14 protein-coding genes and 4 tRNA genes are annotated in these 12,658 nt (G+C 64.3%); 11 read left to right on the forward strand and 7 right to left on the reverse strand.

From position 1 onward, the window contains the following. The first annotated feature begins 31 nt into the window (after positions 1-31). The 4 genes from GcLGCM259_RS00755 (at position 32) to GcLGCM259_RS00770 (ending at position 2,140) form a co-directional block, all read left to right on the forward strand. A complete protein-coding gene (locus GcLGCM259_RS00755; protein ID WP_138925453.1) occupies positions 32-712 on the forward strand; it encodes an alanyl-tRNA editing protein in 681 nt (226 codons plus the stop codon). Further along, positions 705-1,427 carry an AzlC family ABC transporter permease gene (locus GcLGCM259_RS00760; protein ID WP_138925454.1) on the forward strand — a complete coding sequence of 241 codons (723 nt, stop codon included), beginning with the start codon at positions 705-707 and terminating at the stop codon, positions 1,425-1,427. The genes GcLGCM259_RS00755 and GcLGCM259_RS00760 overlap by 8 nt, the downstream gene beginning before the upstream one ends. Then, positions 1,424-1,741 (forward strand): AzlD domain-containing protein, encoded by a 318-nt coding sequence (locus GcLGCM259_RS00765; RefSeq protein WP_138925455.1) that lies wholly within the window; start codon positions 1,424-1,426, stop codon positions 1,739-1,741. The genes GcLGCM259_RS00760 and GcLGCM259_RS00765 overlap by 4 nt, the downstream gene beginning before the upstream one ends. An 84-nt stretch (positions 1,742-1,825) precedes the next feature. Then, positions 1,826-2,140: a thiamine-binding protein gene (locus GcLGCM259_RS00770; protein WP_054821224.1), complete on the forward strand. Its 315-nt coding sequence runs from the start codon at positions 1,826-1,828 to the stop codon at positions 2,138-2,140. Between the two features lie 104 nt (positions 2,141-2,244). Here GcLGCM259_RS00770 and GcLGCM259_RS00775 read toward each other — a convergent pair whose 3' ends face one another. Further along, a complete protein-coding gene (locus GcLGCM259_RS00775; protein ID WP_054821225.1) occupies positions 2,245-2,616 on the reverse strand; it encodes a hypothetical protein in 372 nt (123 codons plus the stop codon). A gap of 199 nt (positions 2,617-2,815) precedes the next feature. Between GcLGCM259_RS00775 and GcLGCM259_RS00780 the strand changes: the two genes are divergently transcribed. Together GcLGCM259_RS00780 and GcLGCM259_RS00785 are read left to right on the forward strand one after the other, a co-directional pair. After that, complete coding sequence (locus GcLGCM259_RS00780) at positions 2,816-3,331, forward strand: GNAT family N-acetyltransferase (protein WP_138925456.1); 516 nt, start codon at positions 2,816-2,818, stop codon at positions 3,329-3,331. Further along, the gene (locus tag GcLGCM259_RS00785) at positions 3,324-4,151 is read left to right on the forward strand and encodes a spermidine synthase (RefSeq protein ID WP_246049667.1); all 828 of its coding nucleotides are present in this window, start codon (positions 3,324-3,326) and stop codon (positions 4,149-4,151) included. Before GcLGCM259_RS00780 ends, GcLGCM259_RS00785 begins: the two co-directional genes overlap by 8 nt. 6 nt (positions 4,152-4,157) lie before the next feature. On the opposite strand, the gene GcLGCM259_RS00790 is transcribed toward GcLGCM259_RS00785, so the two are convergent. After that, on the reverse strand, positions 4,158-4,640 hold the full coding sequence (locus GcLGCM259_RS00790; RefSeq protein WP_175419279.1) for a DUF2087 domain-containing protein: 483 nt from the start codon (positions 4,638-4,640) through the stop codon (positions 4,158-4,160). 192 nt (positions 4,641-4,832) lie between these two features. Next, positions 4,833-6,290, reverse strand: coding sequence for an NCS2 family permease (locus GcLGCM259_RS00795; RefSeq protein WP_054821227.1), 1,458 nt, complete (start codon positions 6,288-6,290; stop codon positions 4,833-4,835). A gap of 169 nt (positions 6,291-6,459) precedes the next feature. Between GcLGCM259_RS00795 and GcLGCM259_RS00800 the strand changes: the two genes are divergently transcribed. After that, positions 6,460-7,422 (forward strand): universal stress protein, encoded by a 963-nt coding sequence (locus tag GcLGCM259_RS00800; protein ID WP_138925458.1) that lies wholly within the window; start codon positions 6,460-6,462, stop codon positions 7,420-7,422. Positions 7,423-7,667: 245 nt separating this feature from the next. Here the strand turns inward: GcLGCM259_RS00800 and GcLGCM259_RS00805 are convergent, their stop codons facing one another. Together GcLGCM259_RS00805 and GcLGCM259_RS00810 are read right to left on the reverse strand one after the other, a co-directional pair. Beyond that, positions 7,668-9,212: a C40 family peptidase gene (locus tag GcLGCM259_RS00805; protein ID WP_175419280.1), complete on the reverse strand. Its 1,545-nt coding sequence runs from the start codon at positions 9,210-9,212 to the stop codon at positions 7,668-7,670. A 707-nt stretch (positions 9,213-9,919) separates the two neighbouring features. Then, complete coding sequence (locus tag GcLGCM259_RS00810) at positions 9,920-10,291, reverse strand: metallopeptidase family protein (RefSeq protein ID WP_138174615.1); 372 nt, start codon at positions 10,289-10,291, stop codon at positions 9,920-9,922. 145 nt (positions 10,292-10,436) lie between these two features. Between GcLGCM259_RS00810 and GcLGCM259_RS00815 the strand changes: the two genes are divergently transcribed. From GcLGCM259_RS00815 to GcLGCM259_RS00830, 4 genes are all read left to right on the forward strand, one after another. Beyond that, positions 10,437-10,509 (forward strand) — tRNA-Glu (locus GcLGCM259_RS00815). 54 nt (positions 10,510-10,563) lie between these two features. Next, a tRNA-Asp gene (locus GcLGCM259_RS00820) sits at positions 10,564-10,637 on the forward strand. A 53-nt stretch (positions 10,638-10,690) separates the two neighbouring features. Next, positions 10,691-10,763, forward strand: a tRNA-Phe gene (locus GcLGCM259_RS00825). A 62-nt stretch (positions 10,764-10,825) separates the two neighbouring features. Next, positions 10,826-10,902 (forward strand) — tRNA-Asp (locus tag GcLGCM259_RS00830). Between the two features lie 85 nt (positions 10,903-10,987). Here GcLGCM259_RS00830 and GcLGCM259_RS00835 read toward each other — a convergent pair. After that, a complete protein-coding gene (locus GcLGCM259_RS00835) occupies positions 10,988-11,842 on the reverse strand; it encodes a DUF8083 family protein (protein ID WP_138925460.1) in 855 nt (284 codons plus the stop codon). Beyond that, on the reverse strand, positions 11,842-12,642 hold the full coding sequence (locus GcLGCM259_RS00840; RefSeq protein ID WP_138174611.1) for an exodeoxyribonuclease III: 801 nt from the start codon (positions 12,640-12,642) through the stop codon (positions 11,842-11,844). Before GcLGCM259_RS00840 ends, GcLGCM259_RS00835 begins: the two co-directional genes overlap by 1 nt. Between the last annotated feature and the right edge of the window lie 16 nt (positions 12,643-12,658).

Genomic DNA, 12,658 nt, shown 5'->3' on the forward strand with positions numbered 1-12,658 from the left:
TTGCCGGTGATCTGCGGCTAAGCTGAAAAACGTGAACACGCCAACATCCCCACAGGAACAGGCCTACCTGTTCGACACCTACCTGTTTGAGAACGAGGCGGAGGTCATTGCCGCCGGGGCCGATGACGAGGGGCAGTACATCGCCCTGAGCCCGAACATCTTCCATCCGCGCGGCGGCGGCCAGCCAGAGGACACCGGGACCGTCAATGGCCAACCGGTCACCGTATCGCGCATTGAATCCCTGGTGGTGCTCCACGGAACCACTGGGCTACAGGTCGGGGACCGGGTGGTGGCCACCATCGACGCCGAACGGCGCAAATTGCATGCCGCACTGCACACCGCGGGGCACCTGGTGGGGTTCGCCGGTGAGGAGCGCGGCTGGCAGCACCGCGGGCATTCGCACTTCCCGGGCCAGGCCCGCCTGGACTTCGATCCACAAAGCCTGGATGTGCCGGTGGAGCAGCCCGAGCAGCGCCAGGCGGCGGAGGCCTGGCTGCAGCGGCGGGTCGATGAGCTGCTTGCCGCCGGCACAGCGGTCACCAGCACCATCGCCGCGGATGGGACCCGCACGGTCAGCATCCAGGGCGTGAACAGTGAACCGTGCGGCGGCACCCACGTCCAGCACGTGTCCCAGTTGCGGCAGGTGCAAATTGGTCAGGCCCGCGTCAAGCGCGGGGTGTACAAGGTGCGCTACGATGCCGGACATGCCTAGGGGCAAACTGACGCCGGCGACCCGGATGGGCCTGTCCATAGCGATTGCCACCGGGCTGTACGGCATTTCCTTCGGGGCCCTGGCCATCGCCGCGGGACTGAACCTGTGGCAGACGGTGGCCCTGAGCGCGCTGATGTTCACCGGCGGTTCGCAGTTCGCGTTTATCGGGGTGATCGCCGGCGGCGGGACGGCCTCGGCCGCCTTTACCGCCGCCTCGCTGCTTGGGGTGCGCAACGCGGTCTACGGCATGCAGATCAAGCAGGCCCTGCGTCCGCGGGCTGGCCAGGTGCCGCTGATGGCCCACGTGACCATCGACGAATCCGTGGCTACCTCGCTGGCCCAGTCCTCCCCGGCAGAGAAGTCCCGGGGGTTTTGGACCGCGGGCCTGGGAGTGTTCATCCTGTGGAACCTGTTCACCCTGGCCGGGGCACTGCTGGGAGAGTCCCTGGGGGACCCGGCCGCCTGGGGGCTTGACGGCGCGGCCGTGGCCGCGTTCCTGGGTCTGCTCTGGCCCCGGCTGAAGGGCGCCGAGCCGATCCTGGTGGCGATCGGTGCAGCGCTGGTCACCGCGCTGGCGGTACCCTTCACTGCGCCGGGCCTGCCGATCCTGATCGCCGCAGCAGGCGCGGTGCTGTACGCCCTGGCCGGGTCCCGGCACGCGCCGCGGGCCACCGAGCACGGCGGACTGCGTGAAGTTGATGGAGGCAAGCCGTGAGTGAATTGAGCTGGTGGATCCTGGGCGCCTGCGTGAGCGCCTTCGCGATCAAGCTGTGCGGCTACTTCGTGCCGCGCCGGGTGCTGGATTCCCCGGTGATGTCCCGCGTCGCCGGCATCCTGACCATTGCCCTGCTGGCCTCGCTGGTGACCATGAACGGGTTCACCTCCGGGCAGGACTTGGTCATTGACGCCCGGGTGGGGGCCCTGGGCGCCGCGGCGATTGCGCTGCTGTTGCGGGCCCCGTTCCTGTTGGTGGTAATTGCCGGGGCAGGGGCCGCGATCCTGCTGCGGGCCACCGGGCTGGCCGCGTAGCGTACGCACGCAAGGGATGACAATGCCGGTGGGACGGTGGCACAGTGGGGATCGACACCACCGGCCCCAAGGAAGGATTTTCCCATGATCGTCGCATTCTCCGTAGCCCCATCCGGAACCGGCAGCAACCCCGACGGCTCCGTCCACGATGCCGTCGCCGCTGCAGTTAAGGTCGTCCGCGACTCGGGCCTGCCCAATAGGACGTCGAGCATGTTCACGGAGCTTGAAGGCAGCTGGGACGAGGTCTTCGACGTCGTCAAGCGGGCCACCGAGGCCGTGGCCCCGTTTGGGTCGCGGATCTCCCTGGTCATCAAGGCCGACATCCGCCCGGGTTACGAAGGTGAGATCCACGGCAAACTCGAACGCCTGGAGAGCGCCATCGAGGAATCCGGGCAGTAGCGGCCCGCAGGCCGAAGGGGGAAGCAGCCGTCGATGAGCTCCGCCCCGGTTTGGGGGCGGGAGGTTGCCGCAGCGCGCTGGGCCGAGGAGACGAAGAAACCTGGCTAGACGTGGTGCTCGCTATCCACCAGTGGCTCCTGGACAGGGCGCGGCTCACCGATCACCGGATAGCTGCGGGCCAGGTAATAGGTGGCAACCCCGCCCACCACGGCGATGAGCGGGCCCATCCAAAAGGTGACCGGCCCGGAAAGCAGCCCGCAGATGCTCGGAGCCAGCACCAGCGGCACCAGGTAGTACCAGTGCCTGCGGTTCAGCTGCGCGGAGCCGCGTTCAAGCTGGGCGATGACGGTGAAGCAGCCCATCAGCAGGATCGCCCCGGCCACCGCCAGCCACAGCCCGGGCGCCAGGCAGATCACCAGCGAAAAGCCCGTCACCATGGCGGCGGCCACCCACGCGAACTTTTCATTGTTGCTCACGCGTCAGGGCACCTCCAAGGCGGGTCGTGGTGCCGGTGGGCACCGAGTGTTTGTCTAAATGCCAGTCTTTCAAATCCGGGCGGGGCGCTCAATCGTACTTAAGTAGGAGAGCATCCGCGCGCCCAACGTGAGATGGCTGAAATTTTCCGTCCGCGTGGTTTCTTGGCCACTCTCGCATGGCCTGTCGTACGCTGTAGTGGTGCAACTGAGGAACGACTATCGAATTCGTTTGGCCCGGACCGAGGACATCCGCCCGGCACTGCTGATGAAATTGCAGGCATGGCGCGAGGCGTATGGCCATCTGCGGCCCGAATCCTTCTTTACCGAGCAGGAGGACCAGCTAGAGGCGCAGGTCCAATGGTGGGAGCGCGGGATTGAGGCCGGCGCCCAGTTCTACGTCGCCGAACTGGCCGACGGGACCATCATCGGGCTGGCTGGCGGTACCCCGGTGATCGATGAGGACAAGGACACCGGGGTCGAGATCGAGCTGGGCATGCTCTATGTGCTCTCCCCGCTGTATGGAACCGGGGTGGGCGAGCACCTGCTGGAGACCGTGCTTTGCCGGCGCGACGCGCTGGTTTGGGTTCTGGAGCAGAACGCCCGCGCCCGGGCCTTCTATGCCAAGCACGGTTTTGAGGCGGACGGTACCGGGGAAGACCTGGCCGGCTGCTGGGAAGGCCTGCGCGAAATCCGGATGGTGCGAAAACGTGGCTAGAACCACCGGTGCCCTGCTGCCCGGGCAGTATCCGATTGACACCGGACTGGCGGAGATTGAGCCGGACCCGTACGGGGCCGAACGCTACATCCTCAAGGTCAACGGGGTGCCCTCCTCGCATATTGACCTGAATGATCCCACGTTCCTGGACTTCGAATACATGCGGTGGATGCAACCGCTGTTCGGCTTCGGCTATCCGGCGGAGCGGTTTGATGGCCGGCAACGCAAGCTGCGCGTCCTGCATCTGGGCGGGGGCGGATGCACCATGGCGCGCTGGGTGGCAGCCACCTACGACAACGCCCGGCAGGTGGTGGTGGAACTTGACGCCAAGCTCGCCGAGCTGGTGCGCACCCAGTTCCAGGTGCCCCGGGCCCCACTGGTGCGTCTGCGGGTGGGGGATGCCGCGCAGGTGCTGCCCGGCCTGAGCGATGCCAGCCGGGACATCATCATCCGGGATGTCTTCGCCGGCAGCACCACCCCGGTGGAACTGACGACGCTGGAATATGCCCGTCAGGTGCAGCGCGTACTGGATGTGGGCGGCACCTACCTGGCCAATTGCGGGGACACCGCGGATCTGGCCGGGGCGCGGGCCGAGGCCGCCACTCTCAGCGAGGTGTTCGCCCATGTGGCCATGGTGGCCGATGCCCCCATGCTCAAGGGGCGGCGCTACGGGAACATCGTGTTCTTGGCCAGTGACGAACCGCTGCCGCTGGATGCCGGATTCGAACGCAACCTGCGCATGGCCCCGTTGCCGGCCCAGGTCATTTCCGGGGCCGGGGTGCGCCGCTTTATTGCCGGCGCCAGCCCGATCAGCGGCTAGCCTGCGCTACGCCGCGCCGGTGCTTCGGTAGGCGCTGCCGTTCGCGCTGCGCTCCAGAAGCAAGCTGTCAACCATGTAACGGCGCAGCAACGCGACGTCCGGGTGGATTGTGCGCAGCCGGTCGTTGAGCCGCTCTTCACTTAGTTCCTCATCAGCGCCAATCGCCGCATCCCGGATCTGGCGCAGCACCTCGTGCCGTTCAACGGGCCTCGCCGGCAGCGTGAGCAGGCGCGGCCCGTTGAAAAATCGCTGCACCCCTTCGGGCTTGGGCCGGGCCCGAGCCCGAAGGGCCGAGGTGAGCAGCTGCTCGTTAAGCTCCCAGCCCGGCCCCTGGCGCAACAGGCCAATTTTCTCCCACCGCTCCAGATTCTTCGTGGTGGTTCGATCCTCGGGCAGCTGCTCTTGCTGGCCGCAGAGCACCAGCCCCAGCACGTGGCGCATCCCGGGATTCTTCATGCCGGCAAAAACTTCGATCCATTGGGTGCCCATGCCGCGTAACCTCCTGCAGGTGGGAAGTGGTATCCGGCCGCCGCGGAGCGCAGGACCGTTGTTGGTGAGTCTACATTGACCCATCACGGCCGTGGCGCATGCCGGATGGCCCGGTGTACGACAAACGGGTCGAATCCGGAGCGCCATCCGACGCTCCGGATTCGACCCGTGCTGCGCAGGGGCGTTGAACGGCTACACGCCCGTGAGCTGCTCGATCAGGCCAATGCCGAAGAACAACACGAAGGCGGCGGCCACTACCCACATCAGAGGGTGCACTTCGCGGGCCCGGCCCTGGGCTGAGCGGATAAACACGAAGGCGATGAAGCCGGCGCCAATCCCGTTGGCGATCGAGTAGGTGAACGGCATCAGGGTGAAGGTCAGGAACGCCGGCAGCGCCAGGCCCCAGTCGTTCCAGTCGATCTTGGTGACCTGCGAGATCATCATGAAGCCAACCACCACCAGTGCTGGGGCCACGGCCTCGAAGGGCACCAGGTAGATCAGTGGGGTCAGGAACATGGCGGCCAGCAGCAGCAGTCCAGTGATCACCGAGGCAAACCCGGTCCGTGCGCCTTCGCCGATGCCGGCGCCGGACTCGACGAAAATCTGGGACGAGGAGCTCGAGGTGCCGCCACCGACAATGGCGCCGGCGGCATCCACCAGCAGGACCTTCTCAACGTCGGGGATGTTGCCTTCCTCGTCGATGTTCCCGGCTTCGGCCGCCAAGCCCACCATGGTGCCCATGGCGTCAAAGAAGATTGACAGAAGGATCACGAACGCCAGCAGCAGCGCTGCGGTCACGCCCAGGGAGGAGAACGCGCCGATCGGGTTCACGTGGCCGATCAAGCTCAGATCCGGCAGGGTCCAGGAGGGAAGGGAGGGGACCACCAGCGACCAGCCGCTGGGGTTCTCGGCGCTGGAGGCACCGATGTCGAACATGGCCTCCAGGATGTTGGCCAGCACCGCTGCGGCGACAATGCCGATGAGGATGGCCCCCTTGACCTTGCGGACCACCAGGGCCATGGTCAGCAGCAGTCCGACGATGAACACCAGGATGGGCCAGCCCAGCAGCTTGCCGTCAAAGCCCAACCCCACCGGAACCGTGGTGCCCGCGGCGTCCGGGATGCGGCGCACAAAACCCGAGTTCACCAGACCGATCAGGGCAATGAACATGCCGATGCCCACTACGATCGCCGTTTTCAGCGAGGCCGGCACCGCGTTGAACACCGCCGTTCTAAAGCCGGTAAGCACCAAAACGAACATCACCACGCCGGCGATGACCACCAGTCCCATGATGTCCTGCCAGGTAAGGCCCGGATTGGTGGCTACGGTGATGGCCACAAACGCATTTACGCCAAGGCCGGTGGCCATGGCGAAGGGGTGGCGGGCCCAGACGCCCATGATGATGGTCAGGATGCCGGCCACGAACGCGGTCACGGCGGCCACGCGCTGCAGCCCGAGCTCGGTGCCGCTGGCATCGGCCCCGGAGAGCACCAGCGGGTTGAGCACGACGATGTAGCTCATCGCAAAGAAGGTGGCGATGCCACCGCGGATTTCGGTGGAGAAGGTTGATTGGCGTTCGGAGATCTTGAAATAGCGGTCTACGCGCTGGGCGAACGTAAGTGTCGCGGGGGTTTGGGTGCTGGAGGACATGGTAAAAATTCTATGCTTTTCTGCCTCGGCGAAAAACCCCGAACCCCGCAATGAGTAGGCTGTGCGTGAAATCATTAGACCCAACTCACACCAATGGGAAGAATGGAAGTACATTGGGGGTAACGGGAATCACCCCGATGTAAGTGCCGGGCTATGAGGAGTGAATCTGATGAGCGACCAGACACCTGCCGCAACCGAGAAGATCGAGGGGATCGTCGTTGGCGTCGATGGCTCCCAGCAATCGCGTTGCGCCCTGAAGTGGGCGGTGCGTGAGGCGAGCCGCAGGGGAACCGTGCTGAACGTGGTTTCGGCGTACACCATTCCGGTGTTCGCCGCATCGTCAATGGACGCGGGCTATTCCACCCTGGACGACGACTTGATCCGTGGCGGCGCCGAGGACATTGTGCGTCAGGCCCGCGAGGAAATAGGGGACACCGACGTTCAGGTTCGCACCTACATTGAATCCGGGGACCCGGCTGGAGTGCTGTTGGACCTGAGCAATGACGCCGATCTGGTGGTCGTGGGCACCCGCGGCCGCGGCGGCTTCGTCGGGCGCCTGCTCGGCTCGGTGTCCTCCGCCTTGCCGGCCCACTCCAAGTGCCCCACCGTGGTGGTGCCGCTGAGCATGGCCAGGGAGCAGGAGAGCCAGGAGATCGAAAGCCGCGAGGCCATCGTGGTCGGTGTGGACGGTTCGGACCGTGCCCGCGCCGCGGTGCTGGCCGCGGCGGAGGCCGCGCTGGCCCGGGACATCACCCTGCGCGTCGTGTGCGCTGTGGCCCCGGTCAGTGCCGCGCTGGCCTGGATGCCGGCCACCGTGGACCAGGAGGCGGTGCTCGAAGACGTGCGCTATCAGATGGAAGTCGGTGCACGCTGGCTGAAGTCGCATTTCCCGGACTTGAAACTGGAAACCGATGTCATCCCCGGCCCTCCGGTGGAAGTGCTGATCCGTGAATCCGAGCACGCGGTGCTGACCGTGACCGGTTCGCGGGGCCGCGGCGGATTTGCCGGCATGCTGTTGGGCTCGACCAGCCAGGGCGTGCTGCACCACTCGAAGGGCCCGGTGATGGTGGTCCCGGACAGCGAGGACCCGCGTCTGGCAGACCGCAAGGACTTCGAGGAAGAGGAACAGTAGAAAGACCCAGCGCTCCGGCACTCACGTAGCCGGAAGCCTGAACGAGCGGCCGCTGGACCGCCGGGAAGCCCCGGTGATCCAGCGGCCGCTGGGTGTCAGGGGGTTGCGCGGAGGGTTGGGGAGCCCCTGCATCCGCCGGGTCAGGTGTTCGGGGCATGAAAAGGGACCGTGGGCGGGGCAGTTCGAGAAGAATGCTCCATCCACGGTCCCTGTGACCGGGTGCTGGCTGTCCCTTTCGGGTGTGCCTAGTAGCGTGCCGCCCGCGGCATGATGTTGTTGACGTAGCTCAGCGGGGTCACCGAGATGCCGGCCTGTGGGTTGCGTGCGTGCACGACCTGTCCGTTGCCGATGTAGATGGCCACGTGGTACATGGAAGCCCCACCGTTGGAGGAGGAGAAGACCAGGTCCCCTGGGCGCAACTGGCTCAGCGATACGTACTGCGGGGCAGCCTGGTACTGCTGGGTGGAGGAACGTGGCAAGGAGATGCCCGACTGGGCGAAGGCCCGCTGGGCAAAGCTGGAGCAGTCAAAGGCGTTCGGGCCATTGGCGCCGAAGACGTAGTACTTGCTCGGGTCATTGGCGGTCTTCATGGCCCAGGAGATCGCCGCCGAGTAGTTGCTGCTGCTCTGCGGGGTGATGGTTTCCTTGGGCTTCTCCGTCACTTGCGGCTTAGGCTGCGGCTTGGGAGTAGGCTTCGGAGTGGTCTGCGGCTGCGGCTGCGGCTGCGGCTTGGGCTTGGCGGTTTCCTTCGGCTTCTCAGCCTTGGGCTTTTCCGTCTTTGGCTTCGTTGATTCCTTGGGCTTATCCGCCTTCGGCTTGCTGGTTTCCTCGGGCTTCTCGGTGGCCTTCGGCTTTTCGGCCTTTGGCTGCTCTGGCTCGGGTGCCTTGCTCTGCTCCGGCTTCGGGGTCGGCTTGGCTGCTTCCTGAGGCTTCTCTTCCTCGGCCTGCTCCGTTTCGACTTCCGGAGTTGGCGCCACGTTCGGCTTGTCCTGCTCCTGTGAGTCCTCCGGCTCGCTGGCAGCCAGTTCCTGAGGCTTCTCTACCGTTAGCGGAGTGACCTGCCCGACCGTCGGGGCCTGCTCGTTGTCCTCAACCTTGGGCTCAGTGTCCTGGGCAATGACGGAGTCAAGCTTCTCTTCGTCCGCCTTGGCTTCAGCCTTCTCGACCTGCTTGCGCACCTCGGCTTCTTCCTGCTCTTGCAAGGTGGCCAGGTGACCGATTAGTTCGTCGCGCAGCTTGCGCTGCGGATCCACGGCCGATTCGTAGCGGTTCAACGTGGAGTTGGCGGTCGAAGCAGCCTGATCGTAGTCCTCGGTGGCCTTCTTTGCCGCCTTTTCGGCTGCAGACGAATAATCCTGCCAGGCGTCGACCAGGGCCTGCGCTTCAGCGGCGGAGTTCAGTTTGTGGGCTTGGCTTTGGCTCAGCGCATCAATGGTTGCGGCCTTGTAGAACACGTCGTTGGACTCGTCGTCCTGCAGGAGAATGCCCAGGGTGGAGGAGCTTGCGCCGCCGCGGTACAGGTCGGCCGCGATATTTCCAACGGCTTCGCGGCTCTGGTCCAAGTAGGTCTTGGCCAGTTTCACCTGCTCGCGGGCCCGGTCGGCCTCGGCAACGCGGGCGTCGCGCTCTTCGGTGGCCGTGAGTAGAACATCTTGCGCCTGCAGCGCCTCAGCTTCCGCCTGCTCCAGCTGATCCCGGCTGGCGGCCAGTGAGCTCTCCAGTCGGCTGATCATGGCGTCGGTGGCGGCCTTGTCGCCCTTGGCGGCTTCCACCTCTGCGGCAGTGGGCATGCTCGAACCTTCTGGTGCTGCCGGGACCGTGAAGGATGAGGTGACAGATGGCTGGCTGGAGGCCGCGGCCGGAATGGCGCCCGCGAGGCAGGTGGCAGCCAGGGCAAGGGAGCATGCAGCGACGCTGAGCGTGTGGCGTTTAGGCATGTGGTCGTTCCTCACGAGTTTTGAATGATGATGAGTGGTGCCCGCATCCGTTGTTATGAAGCCTTCGAAATCCGTCTCAAAGGTCACGGTTTGGATAAGGTTCCAACTAGCACACTAGGCCAATTCTGTAACCGATGGCAACACTCGTCACACCAGTCACATGAATTACATTGCTGGAAGATTCTCCCGAAACGGTGTGACATGAGGACTTTTGATATGCATGAAAGAGATTGGGTTTCCTTGAGCTAGTGCTGGGCCTCGCTAAACTCCGCATGAAGGTCTCAGAATTTGGAGGATTGTTGCGATTCGGTATAAGGAAGCGTCCTGCATTCGCTGTCGGAAAGGGTTCGGGCGGTGGTCCTGGATTCAATACGGGCTGGGTCGGATGGCGTCGGGTGCGGCCCCTCTCCGGCAGCTCTCGTCCGTTACCTATAGATAGGCTCTTAAGGGGATCCGCGGTTTGATCCGGTCGCGATCGGCGTGGGGTGCGGCGGTCTCGCCCTGCGGCGGGAACCTGCCTGGTGACGCAGATCTCAAAAAACTTTGCGCCGCCTTCGGAGCTATCCCCAGCCCAATTCATGCAGTCGGGCGTCATCGATGCCGAAGTGATGAGCGAGCTCGTGCATAACGGTAATGCCCACTTCCCGTACCACTTCTTCAGGTGATCGGCAGACCCGCAGCGTTGGGTTTTTGAAGATGATGATCCGGTCCGGCATGGCACCCGCCGCCCAGTCGTGGTCCCGCTCGGTGAGGGCGATGCCCTCATAGATGCCCAGAATCTCGGTGTTTTCCGGTTCTCCGGGCAAGGGTTCGTACTCGTCTTCAATGAAGAAGGCGACGTTATCCATCATGCGCTGGGCAGAGGCGGGAATCGCCTCGATCGCCTGACGGACCAGCTCGTCAAACTCCTCGTCGGGCATCTGCAAATCCATGCCTCCAGACTACGTTGGAAGATGGCGGCGAAGGGTCTTCGGGTGCGCCATGGGAGGGGTGGAGCTCGTTTTGCGAAATCAAAAAATGCCACGTATAGTTATTGAAGTCCGCAGCGGAGACGCAAGAAACCGCAGCAGATCATAGGCCCCCATCGTCTAGCGGCCTAGGACACTGCCCTTTCACGGCAGCGGCACGGGTTCGAATCCCGTTGGGGGTACAAGCAATCGTTATCGATTGCCAGGTGGAGTAATTCACCGGCTTGCAATAGCAAGGCCCTGTAGCGCAGTTGGTTAGCGCGCCGCCCTGTCACGGCGGAGGTCGCGGGTTCAAGTCCCGTCAGGGTCGCTTAGGTTTCCAAGAAATTGGATACCGGGTGTCCGTCAGCAATGGCGATGCCAGGCTCTGTAGCTCAGTTGGTAGAGCGTTCGACTGAAAATCGAAAGGTCACCGGATCGACGCCGGTCGGAGCCACGCAAGCCCTCGGGTGACCGAGGGTTTTTACTATGTCGTTTGGGTGGCAATCCAAATCACATGGCCCTGTAGCGCAGTTGGTTAGCGCGCCGCCCTGTCACGGCGGAGGTCGCGGGTTCAAGTCCCGTCAGGGTCGCCAAGAAAAGCCTTCCTTCGGGAAGGCTTTTTGCGTTAAGCTTGCCGGTGGCGCGAACCGAAGGCTCACCCGCCTCCCGTGGTCGGCCCTAGTTGGCGCGTCCCAGATGTCGCGGCCCCAGCCAGCGGTTGCTTAACCTGCGGTATGCGGCAGCCGCCCCGGTGGCGTCGCTCTCTTCCAGCGCCTGCAGGCCATGGTGTAGGTCATTGACCGAATCGTCCGGCCAGACCAATTCGGCCAGGGTGCCGTAATCGAGTTCAAGCACCGACTCCCGGTCAAAGCCCTCCAGCCAGGTGCCCAATTGTCCCAGTTCTTCAAACAGCGGGGCCTGGGCGGCGTGCGCGACCATGACGTTCAGGGCCCAGGATAGTCGCTCCACTGCCTGCGAAAACGTGGTCAGCAGGCGAACCGAGCGCAACTTGTCGCCCTGCTGGTGAACCCGAACCTCGTCATCCTCGCGGAAGAGCGCGAACCAGCTCAAGGGGATGCCCCAGCTGGAGGTGCGGGTGTTCAGGTGCGTCAGGTCCTCGGCCAGCCGGTTGGTGTCCAACCGGGCAGCGTTGGCTTCCCGCGCTGCGGGGGGAACGAGCAGGTCAAAAACCTCCGGACGCATAGCTTCCTCCGCCTGCTCCGCGGCGAGCAGCGCCCGGGCCGGCAGTTGGCCTGGGCAGTACCGCGTGTGCTCTGTACCGTCATAGCCAGCGATGGTTACCGCTCGGAAGAACTCCGGCTCGTCGTGGGGGAAGGGATCCGAAACCCTGCGTAACGTGCGGGTCCAGAGCAGACGGGTTTCATGTTCCTCGGATTGTTGCCAGTCGCGCTTGGGGGTGGACAGGATGATACTCTGCGCCCAGTCCTCAAAGGCGGCCAGCGGTTCATACACCCGCAGGTGAGCGGTGGCTGCACTCAGCTCCTGAAGTGGGCCAGAGATCTCCGGAGTCATCAGCCGGCGAGCTCCACAACCACCGGGGCATGGTCCGAAGCACCCTTGCCCTTGCGTTCTTCACGGTCAATCCAGGCATTGTTCACCCGGGCGGCCAGCGCCGGCGAGGTTAGTGCGAAGTCGATGCGCATGCCCTCACCACGCGGGAAGCGCAGCTGAGTGTAGTCCCAGTAGGTGAAGGCGCCCTCGGTGAAGGGGCGCACTGGGTCGCTGAATCCTGCGGTCTCAAAGGCCCGGAACGCTGCGCGCTCGGGCTCGGAAACGTGGGTCATCCGGTTCTCAACGAAGAAGTCGATGTCCCAGACATCTTCGTCCCTTGGGGCAATGTTCCAGTCCCCGGCCAGGGCAATCTGGGCGTCGGGATCCCGTTCCAGCCAGGAGGCCGCATTGTCCTTCAGCACATCGAGCCACTGCAGCTTGTATTCCATGTGCTCGTCATCCAGTGCGCGTCCATTGGGAACGTAGAGGCTCCACACGCGAACGCCGTTGCAGGTGGCGGCCATGGCGCGCGGCTCCTGGATCGGATCCTTCCCACCCTTGCCGAAGGAGGGTTGACCGCCAAAGGTGCGTTCGACGTCGTCCAGCCCTACACGGGAGGCGATCGCCACCCCATTCCACTGGTTCACCCCGAAATGGGCCACCTCGTAGTCGTTGTTTTCGAACAGTTCCCAGGGGAAGTTCTCGTCTTTGCACTTGGTTTCCTGGATCGCCAGGACATCGACGTCGGTGCGCCGCAGCCAGTCCTCGACACGGTCGGCGCGGGCCCTGAGGGAGTTCACATTCCAAGTCGCAATCTTCACGTCTTCAACCTATCAA

The organism is Glutamicibacter creatinolyticus (assembly GCF_006094275.1).
GTDB lineage: Bacteria > Actinomycetota > Actinomycetes > Actinomycetales > Micrococcaceae > Glutamicibacter > Glutamicibacter creatinolyticus.